17 protein-coding genes are annotated in these 18,050 nt (G+C 60.0%); 16 read left to right on the forward strand and 1 reads right to left on the reverse strand.

All coding sequences use genetic code 11. The features are described 5' to 3' along the window. Positions 1-71 precede the first annotated feature (71 nt). From trbB to OQZ28_RS14830, 10 genes are read left to right on the forward strand one after another with little or no spacing between them, the layout of a single operon-like run. Positions 72-1,076 (forward strand): P-type conjugative transfer ATPase TrbB, encoded by a 1,005-nt coding sequence (gene trbB, locus OQZ28_RS14785; protein ID WP_458136551.1) that lies wholly within the window; start codon positions 72-74, stop codon positions 1,074-1,076. Next, complete coding sequence (locus tag OQZ28_RS14790; RefSeq protein WP_458136552.1) at positions 1,073-1,441, forward strand: TrbC/VirB2 family protein; 369 nt, start codon at positions 1,073-1,075, stop codon at positions 1,439-1,441. The genes trbB and OQZ28_RS14790 overlap by 4 nt, the downstream gene beginning before the upstream one ends. Beyond that, on the forward strand, positions 1,441-1,719 hold the full coding sequence (locus OQZ28_RS14795; protein ID WP_458136553.1) for a VirB3 family type IV secretion system protein: 279 nt from the start codon (positions 1,441-1,443) through the stop codon (positions 1,717-1,719). Before OQZ28_RS14790 ends, OQZ28_RS14795 begins: the two co-directional genes overlap by 1 nt. Before the next feature lie 13 nt (positions 1,720-1,732). Next, positions 1,733-4,186 carry a conjugal transfer protein TrbE gene (trbE, locus tag OQZ28_RS14800; protein ID WP_458136554.1) on the forward strand — a complete coding sequence of 818 codons (2,454 nt, stop codon included), beginning with the start codon at positions 1,733-1,735 and terminating at the stop codon, positions 4,184-4,186. Further along, positions 4,183-4,965 (forward strand): P-type conjugative transfer protein TrbJ, encoded by a 783-nt coding sequence (gene trbJ / locus OQZ28_RS14805; protein WP_458136555.1) that lies wholly within the window; start codon positions 4,183-4,185, stop codon positions 4,963-4,965. Before trbE ends, trbJ begins: the two co-directional genes overlap by 4 nt. Before the next feature lie 5 nt (positions 4,966-4,970). Then, on the forward strand, positions 4,971-6,374 hold the full coding sequence (trbL, locus tag OQZ28_RS14810; protein WP_458136556.1) for a P-type conjugative transfer protein TrbL: 1,404 nt from the start codon (positions 4,971-4,973) through the stop codon (positions 6,372-6,374). 5 nt (positions 6,375-6,379) lie between these two features. Further along, complete coding sequence (gene trbF, locus OQZ28_RS14815) at positions 6,380-7,063, forward strand: conjugal transfer protein TrbF (protein WP_458136557.1); 684 nt, start codon at positions 6,380-6,382, stop codon at positions 7,061-7,063. Continuing rightward, positions 7,060-8,061 (forward strand): P-type conjugative transfer protein TrbG, encoded by a 1,002-nt coding sequence (trbG, locus tag OQZ28_RS14820; protein ID WP_458136558.1) that lies wholly within the window; start codon positions 7,060-7,062, stop codon positions 8,059-8,061. Before trbF ends, trbG begins: the two co-directional genes overlap by 4 nt. Next, positions 8,058-9,251 (forward strand): TrbI/VirB10 family protein, encoded by a 1,194-nt coding sequence (locus tag OQZ28_RS14825; RefSeq protein WP_458136559.1) that lies wholly within the window; start codon positions 8,058-8,060, stop codon positions 9,249-9,251. Before trbG ends, OQZ28_RS14825 begins: the two co-directional genes overlap by 4 nt. Beyond that, entirely contained in the window at positions 9,248-9,505 is a 258-nt protein-coding gene (locus OQZ28_RS14830) for a DUF2274 domain-containing protein (RefSeq protein WP_458136560.1), read from the forward strand. Before OQZ28_RS14825 ends, OQZ28_RS14830 begins: the two co-directional genes overlap by 4 nt. On the opposite strand, the gene OQZ28_RS14835 is transcribed toward OQZ28_RS14830, so the two are convergent. Next, positions 9,471-10,391, reverse strand: coding sequence for a LysR family transcriptional regulator (locus tag OQZ28_RS14835; RefSeq protein WP_458136561.1), 921 nt, complete (start codon positions 10,389-10,391; stop codon positions 9,471-9,473). The genes OQZ28_RS14830 and OQZ28_RS14835 overlap by 35 nt on opposite strands. Positions 10,392-10,733: 342 nt before the next feature. On the opposite strand from OQZ28_RS14835, the gene OQZ28_RS14840 reads away from it, so the two are divergent. The 6 genes from OQZ28_RS14840 (at position 10,734) to exbB (ending at position 18,048) form a co-directional block, all read left to right on the forward strand. After that, positions 10,734-11,240 (forward strand): sigma-70 family RNA polymerase sigma factor, encoded by a 507-nt coding sequence (locus OQZ28_RS14840; protein ID WP_458136562.1) that lies wholly within the window; start codon positions 10,734-10,736, stop codon positions 11,238-11,240. 109 nt (positions 11,241-11,349) lie between these two features. After that, a complete protein-coding gene (locus OQZ28_RS14845) occupies positions 11,350-12,351 on the forward strand; it encodes a FecR family protein (protein WP_458136563.1) in 1,002 nt (333 codons plus the stop codon). 148 nt (positions 12,352-12,499) lie between these two features. Further along, positions 12,500-15,073 (forward strand): TonB-dependent siderophore receptor, encoded by a 2,574-nt coding sequence (locus OQZ28_RS14850; RefSeq protein WP_458136564.1) that lies wholly within the window; start codon positions 12,500-12,502, stop codon positions 15,071-15,073. A gap of 736 nt (positions 15,074-15,809) precedes the next feature. Continuing rightward, entirely contained in the window at positions 15,810-17,057 is a 1,248-nt protein-coding gene (locus OQZ28_RS14855) for a PepSY-associated TM helix domain-containing protein (RefSeq protein ID WP_458136565.1), read from the forward strand. Then, entirely contained in the window at positions 17,054-17,305 is a 252-nt protein-coding gene (locus tag OQZ28_RS14860; RefSeq protein WP_415504723.1) for a hypothetical protein, read from the forward strand. Before OQZ28_RS14855 ends, OQZ28_RS14860 begins: the two co-directional genes overlap by 4 nt. Further along, positions 17,302-18,048: a tonB-system energizer ExbB gene (gene exbB, locus OQZ28_RS14865; protein WP_458136566.1), complete on the forward strand. Its 747-nt coding sequence runs from the start codon at positions 17,302-17,304 to the stop codon at positions 18,046-18,048. Before OQZ28_RS14860 ends, exbB begins: the two co-directional genes overlap by 4 nt. The last annotated feature ends 2 nt before the right edge of the window (positions 18,049-18,050 follow it).

Consider the following 18,050-nt stretch of genomic DNA (forward strand, 5'->3'; position numbering starts at 1 on the left):
AAAACAGCACTCTCTAATGATCCCCGTCGTCGTCCGGAGAGGCCGGATGACCCAAGCAGACGGGGGCTTCCATGGCGGTCACACCGATTGAGAGTGGCGCCCGACAGCGCGGGATTTCCATGCTGCGCACGGCGATGGGGCCGGCGATTGCCCGGCATCTCGCTGATCCTGCCGTGGTCGAGGTCATGCTCAACCCCGACGGGCGACTGTGGATCGACCGTCTGTCCGAGGGGGTGAGCGATACGGGCGACAGGATTACGCCCGCCGACGCCGAGCGCATCGTGCGTCTTGTCGCGCACCATGTCGGGGCGGAGGTGCATGAGGGTGCGCCCCGTGTCTCGGCCGAGTTGCCAACCGGCGAACGGTTCGAAGGATTGCTGCCGCCCGTTGTGACCGCCCCGAGCTTTGCGATCCGCAAGCCCGCTGTCGCCGTGTTCACCCTCGACGACTATGTCGAGGCGGGGATCATGACCGATGCCCAGGCGGATTTCCTGCGCCGCGCTGTCGTGGAACGGAAAAACATCCTGGTTGCCGGCGGGACATCGACCGGCAAGACGACACTGGTCAACGCCCTGCTGGCTGAGGTGGCGAAAACCGGTGATCGCATCGTGCTGATTGAGGATACGCGCGAACTGCAATGCACGGCGCCCAATCTCATAGCGCTGCGGACCCGCGAAGGTGTGATCACCCTTTCTGACCTTGTCCGCTCCGGTCTCCGTCTGCGACCAGACCGTATTCCCATCGGTGAGGTGCGTGGGGCTGAAGCGCTCGATCTGGTCAAGGCATGGGGTACCGGCCATCCGGGAGGTATCGGCACGCTGCACGCCGGATCGGTGCTCGCTGCCCTGTATCGTCTGGAACAGCTGATCCAGGAGGCGGTGGTGACAGTGCCACGCGCCATGATCGCCGAAACCATCGACGTGATCGCGATCCTGTCCGGGCGCGGCACGGCACGCCGCCTGTCCGAACTGGCTGAAATCGAGGGCCTCGATCCCACGACCGGAGCTTATCGCATCCGTCCGGTCAGCCTCTCGTCTCCCGAAACATCCTGCTCTGCCAATGGAGAATCATCATGATGCCGCCTTCACGTCTGCGCACCATCGTGTGCGCTGTCGCACGCCCTGACCGGCATGTGCCGGATCTCCGTGTATTCGGAACAGCCATGCTGCTGTCGCTTGCTTTCGCGTCATCGGCATGGGCGTCAGGATCCAGCATGCCGTGGGAAACGCCCCTGAACGAGATTCTGGAATCCGTGCAGGGGCCGGTGGCCAAGATCATCTCGGTGATCATCATCACCGTGACAGGCCTGACCCTGGCCTTCGGAGAAACATCGGGCGGGTTCCGCCGCCTGATCCAGATTGTCTTTGGACTCAGCATCGCTTTTGCAGCGTCCAGCTTCTTCCTCTCGTTCTTCTCCTTCTCCGGCGGAGCGCTGATCTAATGGCGCTCGGGTATGACGATGATGCGGTACCGGGATTTCATCTCCCGGTGCATCGCTCGCTGACCGACCCGATCCTGCTGGGCGGGGCGCCCCGTGCCGTCGCCATCGCCAACGGCACGCTGGCGGCTGCGATCGCGCTGGGCCTGCGGCTATGGCTGATCGGGGCCGTGTTCTGGATCGTCGGCCACGGGCTCGCGGTCTGGGGGGCGAAGCGCGATCCTTTCTTCATCGAGGTGGGGCGGCGGCATCTGCGCTATCCCGCTTGGCTGCGGGCGTAGGGAGGGCAGGGCCATGATGTCCCTTGGTGAATATCGTAATCGTGCCGCCCTCCTGTCAGATTTCCTGCCCTGGGCCGCGCTCGTGGAGAAAGGTGTCGTCCTGAACAAGGATGGTTCATTCCAGCGCACGGCGAAAATTCGAGGGCCGGATCTGGATAGCGCCACCCCTGCCGAACTGGTCGGTGTCACCGGGCGGCTGAACAACGCCCTGCGCCGTCTGGGATCAGGCTGGGCCGTGTTCGTGGAAGCGCAGCGCGTTCCCGCCACGCTTTATCCCGACAGCGATTTTCCCGATGCGGCCAGTCAGATGGTCGACCTGGAACGTCGTGAGCAGTTCGAGGACGAGGGCGCGCATTTCGAGAGCCGGTATTTTCTGACCCTGGTCTGGCTGCCGCCTGCGGAATCATCAGGCCGTGCTGAACGATTTCTCTATGAGGGCCGGGAGCACGATGGGCCGGACCCGCATAGCATATTGAATTCCTTCATCGATCGCTCCGACCGGCTTCTGGCCCTACTGGATGGGTTCATGCCCGAAGCGGCATGGCTGGATGACGGGGAGACGCTGACCTATCTGCATTCCACGATCTCGACGCGGAACCAGCGCGTGCGGGTGCCGGAAATTCCCATGCACCTTGACGCCTTGCTGGTGGATCAGCCGCTGTCGGGCGGGTTGGAACCAAAACTGGGCGACGCTTTCCTCAAGACCCTGACGATCACCGGCTTTCCGTCGCGGACCTTCCCCGGAATTCTGGATGACCTGAACCGGCTGGCAATGCCCTATCGCTGGTCCACCCGCGCCATCCTGCTCGACAAGACCGATGCCACGAAGGTGCTGACGAAGATCCGTCGGCAGTGGTTCGCAAAGCGCAAGAGCATCGCAGCCATTGTCCGGGAGGTCATGACCAACGAGGCATCGGTTCTCGTGGATAATGACGCCGCCAACAAGGCAGCCGATGCCGATCTCGCGCTCCAGTCGCTGGGCGCGGATGATGTCGGGCAGGCTTACATCACCGCGACCGTAACGGTGTGGGACGGTTCCGCCTCCATCGCGGCCGAAAAGCTTCGTCTTGTCGAAAAGATCATCCAGGGCCGCGACTTCACCTGCATGACCGAAAGCCTCAACGCGGTGGAGGCATGGCTGGGATCTCTGCCAGGGCATGTCTACGCCAATGTGCGCCAGCCGCCGGTTTCGACCCTGAATCTTGCCCATATGATTCCGCTGTCGGCCGTCTGGGCGGGGCCGGAGCAGGACGGGCATTTCAGGGCAGCGCCACTTTTCTACGGCAGGACGGCGGGCGCCACACCCTTCCGGTTTTCGCTTCATGCCGGCGATGTGGGGCACACGCTGATCGCGGGGCCAACAGGAGCGGGGAAGTCGGAGCTGTTGGCGCTGATGGTGCTCCAGTTCCGCCGCTACGTGGGTTCACAGATTTTTGCCTTCGATTTTGGCGGCTCGATGCGCGCCGCGACACTGGCGATGGGTGGAGACTGGCACGATCTCGGTGGCGGTTTAACCGAGGATGATCTGGCGGGAGAACAGGGCGGCAGTGTCTCGCTCCAGCCTCTGGCGCGAATTGATGATCCCGATGAGCGCAAATGGGCCAGCGAATGGCTCGGCCAGATCCTTGTTGGCGAGGGCGTGGCGCTGACGCCGGACGTCAAAGCTCATCTCTGGTCGGCGCTGAATTCCCTGGCGTCATCGCCCAGCCATGAACGCACGCTCTCCGGTCTGGTGGCACTTCTCCAGTCCAACGCCCTGAAGCAGGTTCTGGTCCCATACTGTCTCGGTGGTCCCTATGGCCGCCTGCTCGATGCGGACGCTGAGCGGCTGGGTGAGGCCGATGTCGTGGTGTTCGAGACCGAAGGTCTGATCGGCTCGGGCGCGGCATCATCCGTGCTGTCCTATCTGTTCCATCGGATCGAAGGCCGACTGGATGGCCGCCCGACGCTCCTGGTCATCGATGAGGGCTGGCTGGTGCTGGATGACGGCGATTTCGCGGGGCAACTCCGGGAGTGGCTGAAAACCCTGCGCAAGAAGAATGCCAGCGTCATCTTCGCGACGCAGTCCCTGTCCGATATCGCCACCAGCGCCATTGCGCCTGCTGTGGTGGAAAGCTGCCCCACGCGCATCTTTCTGCCGAACGAACGGGCGATCGAGCCGCAGATCATGGCACTCTATCGGGATTTCGGCCTGAACGACCGGCAGATCGCGATCATCGCTCGTGCGGCATCGAAGCGGGAATATTACTGCCAGACGCAACGCGGCAATCGCCTGTTCGAACTGGGACTGGGGCCGGTAGCACTCGCTCTCTGTGCAGCTTCGGGAAAAGACGATCATCGGTTGATCGACAGTGTGCTGGCGGAACACGGGCCAGACGCCTTTCTCCCGGCCTGGTTCGAAGCACGCGGCGTTGCGTGGGCGGCCGACCTTCTGCGTGACGATCGCCGATCGGAGGGCGTGCCATGACGGAAAAACTTTTCCGCATCCGGGCAAAATTTTTCCGTCGTATGGGGCTGTTGGCATCCGTCATGGCCCTGGCTGTTGGTGCCGGCGTCAGTTCGGTGCAACCCGCCCACGCGCAATGGGCGGTCTACGATGGGGCTGCGCATGTCCAGACCGTGCTGATCGCGGCGCGGGAATTGCAGCAGATCGACAATCAGATCACGTCCCTCGCCAATCAGGCGCAGATGCTGGTCAACCAGGCGAAGAACCTCGCCCTGTTGCCGCTCTCGACATTGTCGACGCTGCAATCGACGATTTCCCAGACCACGGCACTGCTCGGGCAGGCGCAGAACATCGCTTATTCGGTGACCTCGGTTGAGCAGCAGTACCAGCAGGCTTATACGTCAATTTCGTCGGGAATGTCCGACAGCGCCCTGTTCAGTCAGGCACAGACACGCTGGCAGAATTCCGTAGTCGGCTTTGAGGATGCCCTAAAGCTTCAGGCGCGGGTGGTAGGAAACATCCCCAGCGACAGTTCGGCCATGACGCAACTGGTTTCGGCCAGCCAAACATCGACCGGGGCGTTGCAAGCGGCGCAGGCGGGAAACCAGCTCCTGGCGCTACAGTCCCGCCAGTTGTCCGACATTCAGGCCGAACTTGCCGCCAATGGCCGCGCCACAGCCCTGCAACAGGCGCGCGATGCGGCGACGGAAGCAGAAAGTGAATTCCAGTATCAGCATTTTTCCCAGCATGACGCCTATGTGCCGGGCACGGTGTCGATGTTCGGCAGCAGCGGGAACTGACCGCCATGGCGATGGGCAATGTGGGCGTTATCGACACCTTCTTGAATACCTTCACCACCACCATCGACAGCGGCTTCGGTCTGGTGAAGGGGAATGTGATATCACTGGCCGGAACACTGTCCGTGCTGGATATGGCGCTGGCTGGCCTGTTCTGGGCCTGGGCTGCGGATGAGGACATCATCCAGCGGCTGGTGAAGAAGACGCTGTATATCGGCTTCTTTTCCTTTCTGATCAGCAATTTTTCCAGTCTGTCGAAAACCGTCTTTGACAGTTTTGCGGCCCTTGGCCTGAAAGCCGGTGGCGGCAATCTGGCACTCGGAGACTTCCTGCGGCCCAGCCGACTGGCATCCACGGGCTTCGATGCGGCGCAGCCGCTTCTGAACTCCGTTCACAATCTCCTTGGTCCGGTCGCCTTTTTTACGAACTTCATCCAGATCTTCGTGCTCTGCCTGTCCTGGCTGATCGTGCTCGCGGCGTTCTTCATTCTGGCCGTGCAGCTTTTTGTCGCCCTGATCGAATTCAAGCTGACCACGCTGGCGGGTTTCATCCTGATACCCTTCGCCCTGTTCAACCGCACCGCTTTCCTCGCCGAAAAGGTGCTGGGAAATGTCGTCTCGTCGGGTGTGAAGATCATGGTGCTGGCGGTCATTTCCGCCATTGCGTCCGTTCTGTTCGCCCAGTTCACAACCTCTTATGGCAGCGACGTGCCGACCATCGGCCAGGCTGTCTCGGTAGTGCTGGCCTCGCTTGCAATTGTTGGTCTGTCCATTTTTGGCGGCAGCATCGCCAATGGTCTGATCTCCGGCGCTCCGCAGCTTGGCGCGGGAGCGGCTGTTGGCACCGGTATGGCGGTGGGTGCGATGGGTGCTGCTGCGGCGGCCGGTGTCGGGGCTGTCGCTTCCGGTGGTGCCGCCGCCCTTGGTGCGACCGCTGCTGCTGCGCGGGGAGGGGCTGCGATCGCCGGGGCGGCTACTTCCGCCTATTCGGCTGGAGCCGCAGGCGCGTCTGGCGGCGCGGGCAGCATGGCCGCCGGGATCGGCGGCATGGGCCGCGCCGTCGGTGGGAATGTCGCGAATGCCGTCAAAGGGGCGGCCTCGCGTGCAGGCTCCTCCCTCAAGGAAAGCTATGCCGCCGGTGGACGCTGGGCCGCGCGCGGGATGGGGGAGGGAGGCGAATGCGGAGCCGGGGATAACGGACCGGCACCTTCTGGAGGCGGTGGCCCGGCTGGAGGAGGTGATGGCGGTGGAAACGGCGGTCCTTCTGGTGGCGGTTCCGGCGAACCGCCCCGCTGGGCGCAGAAGATGAAGCGCCGTAACGCCGCCGCCCATGCTGCCGAGGCCGCCCATATCATCCGCTCCGCCGATGGCGGAGGCGGGTCGGCGTCCATCGATCTGTCGGAAAAGGAATAAACGCGATGTTCCGTCGCTCCACCATCCGCTACGGGGCCACGCCCGCGCCGGTAACGCCCTATCAGAAAGCTGCGCAGATATGGGACGAACGGATCGGCTCCGCCCGCATCCAGGCCCGCAACTGGCGGTTGATGGCCTTTGGCAGCCTGTTCCTGTCAGCGGGGCTCGGGGCCGGGCTGGTCTGGCAGTCCACGCGCGGCACCATCACGCCGTGGGTGGTGCAGGTGGATCATCTGGGCCAGGCACAGGTCGTGGCCCCCGCAACAGCGGGCTATACGCCCGCCGATCCGCAGATCGCCTGGTATCTGGCGCAGTTCGTTCATGACGTGCGCGCCCTGTCGTCGGACCCCGTGGTGGTCCGGCAGAACTGGCTGCGTGCCTATGATTTCACCACCACGTCGGGCGCCCAGGCGCTGAACGATTACGCGCGGCTGAACGATCCCTTTTCGCGGATCGGGCATGAGCAGGTCGAGGTCGATGTGTCGTCGGTCATCCGGGCCTCTCCCGGAAGTTTCCGCGTGGCCTGGACCGAGCGCCATTACCGCGACGGCGCTTTTGTGGGCACGGAGCGATGGACCGCCATCGTCTCGGTCGTTTTGCGCACGCCACGCGATGCCGACCATCTCAGGAAAAATCCCCTCGGAATTTACGTCTCCGCCATCAACTGGTCGAAGGAACTCGGACAATGACGCGCTTCATTTTCGCGGCCCTTCCTGTGGCGCTCCTCTCGCTTGCCGGCTGCGCGCAGCATTACCATCCACCCATCATCCGTTACGATGACGCCGTGCAGGCCACGCGTCTGCCGGACCCGCCGAAACCGGTACAGGTCGTTGAAGTCCCGCAGCCACTTCCCCTGCCGGGCCAGCTCAAGCCGCTGCCCTCACGACGCGTCACCCATCCGGCCCACGAAGTTGCCGATCCGACCGCGCGCGTGACGCAGGCCAATCTGGCGGCGCGCATTCAGCCCACGCGAGCCGGGTTCATCAACGCAGTGCAGGTCTATCCCTACAGCCCCGGCGCTCTCTATCAGGTCTATACCTCGCCGGGCGAGATCACCGACATCATGCTCCAGCAGGGCGAAAAGCTGGTGGGCACCGGGCCGGTTGCTGCCGGTGATACGGTGCGCTGGATCATTGGCGATACCGAAAGCGGGGCTGGGGCGACAAAACGCATCCATATCCTGGTCAAGCCGACGCGGCCGGACCTCACAACCAACCTGATCGTCAACACCGAGCGGCGGACCTATCTCGCCGAACTGCGCTCCACGCCCGCGACCTATATGGCGTCGGTGTCATGGGATTATCCCGAGGACAGCCTTATCGCTCTGCATCGGCAGGACAATGCAGCCGATGACGCTGCCCCGGTGGATGCGGGGCTGGATCTCGATACCCTGAATTTCCGCTATGCCATCCAGCCGGTGAAAGGGGGCACACCGCCCTGGCTACCCGGCCGGGCCTTCGATGACGGCCACAAGGTCTATATCGCCTTTCCGGCCGGGGTCGGGCAGGGGGAGCTGCCGCCGCTCTTTGTGCTGGGAGCCGATGGCGGGCCGGAACTGGTCAATTACCGGGTGCGACAGAACTGGATGATTGTGGACAGGCTGTTCGCAGCCGCCGAACTGCGGCTGGGCGATAAACATTCCGAGCAAAGGGTGCGCATCGTCCGCACTGACGGACGGCGGACATGAGCGGGCAGGCATCGACAGCGGGTGAAAATCCTGCGGCCCCCGCCACAGGAGGAAATTCCGTATCACCACCGCCCGATCTGCGCCTGCGGGCGGAACGGCCGCGCGTTGTGCGTCTTAACCGCACCGTGGTCTGGGCGCTGGGTGGGGTAGGGATGCTCGCCATTGGTCTGGCACTTGGCTACGCGCTGGAGAACAGCAGTCACAAAATGCCCGCCCCCGCCAGCCAGGACACGGATGTGCGTCCATCGGCCGATGGGCTGGCGGGGCTGCCCTCAGACTATGTCGGCAACGGCGTGCCGAAGCTCGGTCCCGCGCTGCCCGGCGATCTGGGACACACTATCCTGAAAGCACAGGGGCAGGGGAAAGTCGCATCCGGCGGGGAGGACCGCCGTGCCGCGCAGGAGGTCGAGGCGGCGATTGCCAGCCGGCTGTTCGTGCAGACGGGGGAGCGTGACCGCGCCGGCGAACAGGCGATGCCGCCTGCGCCAGGCGTTCCAGCCTCTCAGGGACCAGCGGCCCCTGCGACCGACGCACAATCTGGCAACCGTGCCTTTCTGGCGGGCCAGCCGGACCGCATGACCGTCAGCCCCGACCGCGTCATGCCCCCGGCCTCACCTTATGTCCTGCAGGCGGGCACGGTGATCGCCGGCGCGCTGAATACGAAAATTAGTTCCGACCTCCCAGGTCGGATTACCGGTCATGTGACCCAGAACGTCTATGACAGCCCGACCGGCCGCTATCTCCTGATTCCGCAGGGAAGCCTGCTGTTCGGGGCCTATAACAGCGGAATTTCCTTCGGACAGCAGCGTACCCAGATCATCTGGACACGGCTGATTTTCCCCGACGGCGAGAGTCTGGTGCTGGAGAAGCTGCCCGGTGGCGACGCCATCGGCCAGTCCGGCCTGTCCGACGAGGTGAACAACCATTGGGGCCAGCTTTTCAAGGCAGCCTTGGTGACCACGCTCCTCAGCGTGGGGTCAGAGGCGGGGACCAGCCAGAGCGAAAACAATCTCGCCCAGGCGATCCGCTCCGGCGCCAGCAACGGCTTCTCCATGGTTGGCAACCGCCTGATCGACCGCAGCCTCAACGTCCAGCCCACCCTGACCGACCGGCCCGGACTGCCATTTACCCTGATCCTTTCCAGAGATTGGATCCTGAAACCCTGGCACGCGAAGGAACCAGCCCCATGACCACGCTCCGCATCACCGAAATCCCTGACGACAGGCCTGTCCGGATGACGATTCAGTTGCCGGCCGACCTGCATCGTGATCTGGTCGCCTATGCTGCGCTGGTCCGCCATAACGGCCGTCCGATCGAACCGGCGAAGTTGCTGCCCCATATGATCCGGGGATTTATGGATGCCGACCGCGCGTTTCAGAAGGCGCGTCGGGACCGTCCCCAGCAGGGCGTTACACCGACTGCCGCGTCGCCTTCAACGCGGTAAGAATGCGCAGGGTGGCTGGCGAGCCGCCCCCCTTCTTGGAGATGGCGCCGTAATCCAGATGGGGACGGCCCTCTCCGTCCAGGACTTCGATCGCCACAATCCGCTCTTTCATGCCATCAGGCAGGAAGCCGATCCATGCCTCCGGCAGCAGGGCGATCCCTTCGCCATTGGCGACCACCGCGATCACGCGCAGGCTGCCAATATCGTGATGGCGGACAATGGGGTGTAACCCGCCCTGGGTCATCCGGCGTTTCAGGAGAGCGTGCAGTTCATGCCCGGCGTTGTCCGTGCCGATCAGGAACGTCTCGCGAGCAAGAGTTGCCCACAGGACGGATTGCCGGTCCGCCAGTGGATGTTCGGCTGGCACGACCACAACGACCCGGTCGCTCCAGAGTGGCGTCATCGCCAGAACTGTGTCCGTTGAGGGGAGGGTGGTGATGGCGAGATCCAGAAAATCCATTTCCACGAGATGGCTCAGAAATTCACGGGTGCCCTCGCGATAACGGAATGAAATGTCGGGCTGGTGGATGCGGCAGGGCTCCAGCAGGACCGATGCCCGACCCGGCGGAATGCAGCTTTCGATGCCGACGGTGACCAGACCGCGTTCCCCGTTGCCCCAACGCCGCGTCTGCTCGTAAAGGCTTAGTGCGCCATCAAGCAGGTCATTGGCCTTCCGGAGAAAGGCTTCTCCAGCGGGTGTTAGCGTCGCGCCACCCGGCGAGCGTATGAAAAGTGCTGCCCCGACACGTCCCTCCAGCAGATGCAGGGTGCGGCTGAGCGAGGATTGCTTGTACCCCAGAGCGCGCGCCGCGCCGTGGATGCTGCCATGGGCCGCAATCTCGCGGACGATCCATAGCTCACGCAGATCAAGTGGCGGCCGGCGCATGGTGGTTCACACCTTGTGCTCGGCGGATGCTGTCGGGCGATCGAAACGCACATCTGGTAAATTGGTCAAGTTCGTCGCGAGCACCATCCGCAGCTTCCCTTCTTCTGTTTCCTTGCTATGCGAAACCGGCGTTCCATGTCCGATAGAGACAGGACGATTCCCGGCAAAAAATATTCAGAAAAACCGGCAAGACCGGCTGCGAGGCTGCCCCATCGACAAAGTCAGTTGCGGAAGTCCTGTTGTTCCCGTATGGGAAAATGAGAACCATTCTTAAATACACCTTCATGTCCGCCTAATACCGGATACGGAGATGGATCGACGCGGGGAAGGAGCCCCGAGGCAGTGCCGCGTGACAGGAAATTTTTGGCTTTATATGCCGCCCACCGTAATGCCCTGCTGAACTACGCGAGCACCATCACCGGCGATCGCGTAAACGCGGAAGACGTGGTGCAGGAAGCATGGGTGCGGTGCGCGGCGGCTGTCGCGCCACGGGAAAACCCGCTGAGCTATCTGTATCGTGTCGTGCGTAACCTTGCCATTGATGGACGCCGTAAGGCCGATCTGGAGCGTCGGCACTATGACGCCGGTGACAGCGACCGGATTGATCAGATTGCCGAGGATAGGGCCTCCCCCGAGGCCGAGCTGGCGGCTCGGGATAACATTCGGCGTCTTCAGGCCGCTCTTGCGGAGCTTCCGGAGCGCACCCGTCGCGCGGTCGAACTTTATCGGCTTGGCAACCACACATATAAGGAAGTCTCTGAACAGCTTGGTATTTCTGTCGGCCTTGCCCATGCTCTTGTTCTGGATGGGCTTGAGCATTGTCGGAAGCGCCTCGGCGGCATCGAATAAGTCCATATGCATTTATTTTTTGAAAATACGCGGCCTTCAATTCGTCTCTATCGCAGGGAGCGAAGCGCATCATCCGTAGCGTTCCGCAGCATCGTCGGATACTGAGAGCATGGCTACGGAACAGCAGGATCGGGCGGACGGCGCCATTCCGTCACCGCGTACGGCCACCGAGTGGTTGCTGGCACTGAACGAGGCACCGGATGACGTGCTTCTGCAGCGTCGTTTTCAGGCATGGCTGACCGAGGATCCGGCTCATGAACGGGACTGGATCAGCGTCAATAGCATGTTCGACCAGCTTGGGTCCGCTTTGTCGTCCGACACATCGCCTCTGGGAACCTCCACAGTGGTATCGTTTCCGCCTGACCGACGCGTGAAACGGCGGCGGCTGGCCCTTGTGGCTGTCGGGCTTGCGGCTGCCTGTGTGGCGGCTGGCGTTTTCAGCCCCGAAATCCTGCTCCACTTTCGCGCCGATCAGATGACCGGGATTGCCCAGCAACGCGCAGTCACGCTTGCCGACGGCAGCACGATCCGGCTCGCACCATCGAGTGCCATTGCGACTCATTTCACCGCCGGACGCCGTGATGTCCGTCTTCTGCGTGGCGAAGCCTTCTTCCAGGTGGCCCATGATACGAAGCGACCTTTTGTCGTGACGGTGGGCGCGGTCCAGACAACGGACGTCGGGACCGCTTTTGATGTCCGTCGTAACGACGCGGACACCACTGTCGCTGTCCGCGAGGGCGCCGTGCAGGTCGAAGGCAACGGATCGCCGGGAGGGTTGCCCGAAGTCCTCCATGCCGGAGACGAGATACGCGTCTCTACAAACGGAGGTAGCGTTTCCGGCGTCGCACGTCGGCATGTGGAGCCCGAAGAGGTCGCGCTATGGACGAGCGCACGGGCGATGGTCCGGGACCGAACAGTAGGGGATGCCATAGACGCCATTCGTCCCTGGTTCCACGGTGTTATTATCCTGCGTGGGGATATTGCCCGTCAGCCGCTGACCGGGGTCTACAATCTCTCTGACCCACTTGAGGCGCTGGCAGCCGTAGCGCACGCACAAGGTGCGGCTATGTATCGGATTTCGCCCTGGATTGTGGTTCTGTCCGCGCGCTGATCGTTCGTCCTCAAAAAAAATTCGAAAACTTTTTTTGAAGATCCGGATACCCGGTTTCGTCTCTCCATCAAGAAGCTGCTGTTGCGTCTGAATTGCAACAAGTCGCATTCAGAATTTGGATATGACGCGGACTGGAGACGATACGAACATGAAAACAGGTACTGCGTCCGGGCAGGCGGCTAAAGGACGTCCATGCTGGCTCGCGGCCGCGCTGATGACAACGACGCTGGCTGGCCTGGGCGGACATGCGGCGAGCGCTGCTACCGCGCAAACTCTAGCGGCACCTGCGCCGTCCTCGGCGCAAAGCTTCAATATTCCGGCGCAGAAGCTTGGTGACGCTTTGGCGACCTTTGGGGCTCAGAGCGGTTGGCAGGTTTCCGTGCGGGCCGACGTGATCCGCAGTGCCAACAGTCCTGGCGTTAGCGGTAGTCTGACGCCTGCTGATGCGCTTTCCCGTTTGCTGGCAGGAACGGGTTTTACATATCGCCTGTCGGGAGGGCACACGGTGACGCTCGTTCCGGCGTCCACCAACATTACACTTGGCCCAGTCCGTGTGGGCGGAACCGTTGCGCACCAAGATCCGACCGGGCCCGGCGTTGGGTACTTCGCCGAAAATACTTTATCTGGTACAAAGACAGATACTCCAATAATGGAGATTCCTAATTCTATCTATGTAATCACAAAGCAGGAGATGGTTGATCAACAGCCACAAAATATTCGCGAAGCACTTCGTTACGCGCCAGGTGTTGTTACTGGTACCGGCGGTATGGACGGTACGGGAGCGTCAGTTAATGACAGTGGTGACATCATGCAAAGAGGCTTTACCACGACGCAGTTTGTCGATGGCCTGAGAAGCACCTCGCAAGCTGCTGGAGAAACGGCCTTTGTCGATCGTGTAGAAGTGGTAAATGGACCGGCGTCAGTCATGTATGGGCAGGTTACTCCGGGCGGTATGGTTGGCATGAGCCTCAAATCTCCAACCCAAACTGCTTTTCATCAAGTATCCTTGGGATTCGGGAATTGGGGACGTTACGAGGCAACTTTTGATACTAGTGACAAAATAACAAAATCAGGCAATGTGCGTTATCGCATTGCCGGAATAGGTGTGACGCAGGGTACACAAATAGATCACGTCGATTACCATAGAGTCGGCATACTACCATCTATTTCATGGGACATAGACGAAAAAACCTCGTTAACCATACTTGGTTCTTATATGTACACACCGGGAACGGGAGCTACTGCCAGTGCACAATATCCAATTCAAGGAACGCTTTTCACAAATGATTTTCCTCAGATCCCGCGAAGTAATTTTCTAGGATTTACAAATTGGAATGAAGAAAGTGTAAAGGACGCGATGTTTGAATACAAATTCAAACACGATTTCAGCCAATATATAAAGTTTACCCAAACGTTTAGATGGGAAAAAAGTGATAGGCACGTTAAAGAGGCCATTAATGATGGATCCGTTAGTAGTAGCGATGTATCTGATCAATATTACTATGCAGATTATCACCATACAATTACGGATACAGTAGGTATGGATGCTCGACTTTTTGGGAAATTCTCAACGGGACCTATTCACCATACCTGGGTAGTAGGCTCCGACTTTCGACAGTACAATAATAACTTTCAGTCAACGACTTCAGATGTGGAAGATTCAATAATTAATGTTTATAATCCTGGAGCTACGAAATACACTCCATGTTTCAATATAAATTCTCACTCCGGATGCGCAAACGACCTCGAAATAACAAAATATGGGTATTTTCAAGAAGGAGTATACTTTCAAGATCAGTTGAAATGGAAAGGTATCACATTAATTGCCGGAGGAAGACAGGATTGGGTAAATACGACGACAAATGGCTTTAGCTACAGCAATGATAATTCGAGCAATACAAAAAAACTAGAAGATACTACGCATAAAACCCAACCTCAATCGGCATTCACGTGGCGATCAGGATTGACTTATCAGTTTAATTTCGGCCTTGCACCTTATTTTAGTTACTCTACATCTTTCGTCCCGCAGACTGCTACGGACTATAACGGGCAACCGTTCGCTCCGTTGACTGGATCTCAGTATGAAGCTGGTTTGAAATATCGGGTTCCCAATCATGATATTATGGTTACCGCTTCAGCATTTCATATTCTAGAAAACCATTACTCTATAAAAGATATGCAGCACTCAGGTTACAGTACTGATGCAGGAACAGTGAAATCTCAAGGGTTTGAAGTTTCCGTTAACGGGAACATTACAAAACAGCTTCGACTTGTAGCATCTTACAGCTTCACGGATGCGCGTTTCGCGAAGAACAATAGGACTGCAAAAAGAGTTAACCCGTATACTGGCGAAACTTATGGAAATGCTGTGTCCTATGAAGGAATGTCTGTACCTTATATACCGAGAAATATGGCATCTATATTTATTAACTATGAAATACCAAAAAGTTTTATCAAAGGTATATCTGTTAATGGTGGGATAAGATATATGGGTTCCTCTTATGCTGGATACGTAGAATCGTTTAAATCACCGGCTTACTTGCTGTTTGATATAGGAGCCAACTATGATTTTGGCACAGCAATGTCCGCTTTGAAAGGACTGAAGGCGCAGCTAGCAATATCTAATCTGACCAATAAATACTACGTTTCTTCGTGTGATAATTATGATTGCTATGTGGGCCAAGGTAGGCGCGTGTATGGGAACTTAACGTATAATTGGTAGAATTTTATCGCCCAAACTATCGTGTCTTTTCCACAGTAGATTCAACGTTTTGCCCCCCATCTCGATGCCAAATTCGAGGGGCAACATCGCAGCAACTTCCGGGGGCATCCCATGCAACAATCATGGGTTGCCCTTTACAACATTTGAGTGGCGAACCATGCCAACCGCGTGGGACGGTGCTGTGCAATATCCGTGACTTACGTTGGCGCGCATTAGACAGTCGCTCATCGCCCAAACTGAGAGCAAATTTCGGCCTGGGCACAAGACGTTACTCGTCGTCTCCATGCCAAATTCGTGTAGTCCACGCCTTGCAAGATGCGTGAGCCTGACCCTGCAAGATCCGTGCAGTGCCCCGTGCCAAACTCGTGGAGTGGAGGTGTGCAAAATGCGAGAGCTGTTCGTGCAAAATTCGTTGGGTAGAGGAGGCAGCTTTCATAAGGCTTTGTACAAAATTCATGAGGCATTTCTGGAAGTAGATACTTTGTGTGCTTTCAAGGTGTGAACGCACTTTGGATAAGAAACCAAGTCACCAGAAAAAATGAAAATATGTTCCCCCAGATCGTCTTAGAGAATGGGACCGGCTTTTAGTCCGGCATGGAACGCCCTGCGGCATATGATCGCATGGATGCACCTGCCGTGACTGGATAGGTCAGGAGCGAAGAGCAAAGGATCTGGTTTTGCGTGCATTTGATATTTGCGACTCACTCTCACACGCATTTGTGAGCGTGCGGGTTCTATGACCAATCGAGCCCTTCGTCGCTGGTTCGTGGTCCATAAATGGACGAGCCTGGTCTGCACGCTGTTCTTGCTGATCGTGTGCGTGACCGGCCTGCCGCTGCTGTTTTCCGAGCAGATCTGGGATACTTTCGTCGGCGACGATGACCCGGCCTATGAGGTTCTGCCGCCTGGAACGCCCAATGCCAGTCTGGATGTCATCGTGGATAAAGCGCGAGCGCTCTACCCCGGCCAGATCATCACTAGCGTCAATCCGGATGACGATGAACCGGCGGTGCTGGTCTCTATGGCGCCAAGCTGGCAGGCGCTCAAGGACGACGAGAACTATCCGGACCGCCACTCCGGTCACTGGATCAAGTTCGACGCCCGCACGGCAAAGGTGCTGGAGCAGTCGCGACCCGAGACAGAACCCAAGCCGCCCGGCACATGGACCGGCCTGATTATGGGGATCTGCCGTCGCCTGCACGTCAGTCTGTTCGCTTATCTGCCCGGCCGTTTATTTCTCGGTCTCATGGGCGGTGTCTTCGTGGCCTCGCTCGTGTCCGGAACGGTGCTGTATGGCCGGTTCATGAAACGGCGGCCGTTCGGCTCTATCCGGCGGGATCGGGCGTCACGCCTGACCTGGCTGGACCTGCACAACCTGCTGGGGGCCGCAACACTGGTCTGGGCAACCGTCGTAGGCTTCACCGGGCTGGTCAACGAACTCCAGACCCCACTGTTCGGCCTGTGGCGCGTGACCGATGTGCGGCAGATTTTACGTCCCTACGCCAATCTGCCCGTGCCCTCACAGGAGCATCTGTCCTCGGTGCAGGCCGCGTTCGATACAGCGGCAAAAGCCGCTCCCAGCAATGAGGTGACCGGCCTGTCCTTCCCCGGCGCGTCCTTCGGCAGTCCGGTGCATTACGTGCTCTGGACGCGCGGCGCGACCCCGCTGCGGGCGCGTCTGTTTACCCCAGTTCTGGTTGATGCCCGCACGGGCGAACTGACCGGGGCGTATCCCATGCCTTGGTATCTGCGCTTTTTGGAAATATCCCGCCCGCTGCATTTCGGCGATTACGGCGGCATGCCGCTGAAAATCCTCTGGGCGCTGCTCGATGTGGTGGTGATCGGGGTGCTGGTCAGCGGTCTGGTGCTGTGGGCTGGTAAACGGAAGATCGCCACCGACGCCCGGCTGCGGGCGCTGGGGTACGATCTGGATGACGTGGACGATGCGGCTGTTCCTGTCCTGACGGCGGAGACAGTCCGATGAACGCCGTCTCTCCCGAAATCCCCGTGTCATCCCCGCCTGTTTCGGCATCACGTCCGTCCGTCGCCGTCTGGCCGTGGCCGATCGCGCTGGGTCTGCTCACCATCTTCGGCCTGCTGTCTGCCCTGCTGGGCCAGCAGGGCGTCTGGCTGGCCCTGTCCTGGGCCGCTCTTTCCATTCCCCTCATTGTTACGGTCATCTGCCTGATCCGGGCGTGGCGCAGACCGTCTTCCAAAGGAGGTCTCTCATGACCGATCTTGCCCCCATTTCCTTTTCCCCGTGGGACATGTTCCTCAATGCCGGCCCCGTGGTCCGCTGCGTGATGATCCTGCTGGCTGTGGCCTCGCTGCTGACCTGGACCATCTTCATCGCCAAGTCGGTCGAACTGCTGCGTGTGCGCATGAAACTGGCAAAAGCCGAGCAGACGCTGGAGCAGGCCAATACTCTGGATCTCGGCGAAGAAGGCACGCGTCAGAACGGCATCGCCCACACGCTGGTCATGGCCGCCGAGACCGAACGCAAGCGTTCCGCTGATATTCCCGATGACAGCGAGGGGCTGAAGGAACGCATCGTGCTACACCTCGAACGGCTGGAAGCCGCTGAGGGGCGCAGGCTCATGCGTGGCACCGGCGTTCTGGCGACCATCGGGGCGACGTCGCCCTTCATTGGTTTGTTCGGCACGGTCTGGGGCATCATGACCTCGTTCACCGGCATCGCCGCCAGCAAGGCGACCAGCCTCGCCGTCGTGGCCCCCGGCATTGCCGAGGCCCTGCTGGCCACCGCCCTTGGTCTGGTGGCCGCCATCCCGGCTGTGGTGATCTACAACCATCTTGCCCGCCAGACGGCGTCCTGCCGCGCGCAGGTGGCGGATCTGACTGCATTGGTCATGCGCCTCGTGTCACGTGATCTCGGTCGCATGCAGGCCCTGACTGCCAGCGGACAGGTGGTGCGGTTGGGTGCGTCGCGTGACGCCCGCACGGTGGCCGGGGAGTAGGC

The sequence above is a fragment of the Komagataeibacter sp. NFXK3 genome (assembly GCF_054182245.1).

Coding starts and splice junctions, on each gene's coding strand:
- OQZ28_RS14860 (WP_415504723.1), top strand. CDS start 17,054: ATGAACGCCGTCTCTCCCGAAATCCCCGTGTCATCCCCGCCTGTTTCG.
- trbG (WP_458136558.1), top strand. CDS start 7,060: ATGACGCGCTTCATTTTCGCGGCCCTTCCTGTGGCGCTCCTCTCGCTT.
- OQZ28_RS14855 (WP_458136565.1), top strand. CDS start 15,810: ATGACCAATCGAGCCCTTCGTCGCTGGTTCGTGGTCCATAAATGGACG.
- OQZ28_RS14850 (WP_458136564.1), top strand. CDS start 12,500: ATGAAAACAGGTACTGCGTCCGGGCAGGCGGCTAAAGGACGTCCATGC.
- trbJ (WP_458136555.1), top strand. CDS start 4,183: ATGACGGAAAAACTTTTCCGCATCCGGGCAAAATTTTTCCGTCGTATG.
- exbB (WP_458136566.1), top strand. CDS start 17,302: ATGACCGATCTTGCCCCCATTTCCTTTTCCCCGTGGGACATGTTCCTC.
- trbB (WP_458136551.1), top strand. CDS start 72: ATGGCGGTCACACCGATTGAGAGTGGCGCCCGACAGCGCGGGATTTCC.
- trbE (WP_458136554.1), top strand. CDS start 1,733: ATGATGTCCCTTGGTGAATATCGTAATCGTGCCGCCCTCCTGTCAGAT.
- trbL (WP_458136556.1), top strand. CDS start 4,971: ATGGCGATGGGCAATGTGGGCGTTATCGACACCTTCTTGAATACCTTC.
- OQZ28_RS14795 (WP_458136553.1), top strand. CDS start 1,441: ATGGCGCTCGGGTATGACGATGATGCGGTACCGGGATTTCATCTCCCG.
- OQZ28_RS14790 (WP_458136552.1), top strand. CDS start 1,073: ATGATGCCGCCTTCACGTCTGCGCACCATCGTGTGCGCTGTCGCACGC.
- OQZ28_RS14845 (WP_458136563.1), top strand. CDS start 11,350: ATGGCTACGGAACAGCAGGATCGGGCGGACGGCGCCATTCCGTCACCG.
- OQZ28_RS14830 (WP_458136560.1), top strand. CDS start 9,248: ATGACCACGCTCCGCATCACCGAAATCCCTGACGACAGGCCTGTCCGG.
- OQZ28_RS14835 (WP_458136561.1), bottom strand. CDS start 10,391: ATGCGCCGGCCGCCACTTGATCTGCGTGAGCTATGGATCGTCCGCGAG.
- trbF (WP_458136557.1), top strand. CDS start 6,380: ATGTTCCGTCGCTCCACCATCCGCTACGGGGCCACGCCCGCGCCGGTA.
- OQZ28_RS14825 (WP_458136559.1), top strand. CDS start 8,058: ATGAGCGGGCAGGCATCGACAGCGGGTGAAAATCCTGCGGCCCCCGCC.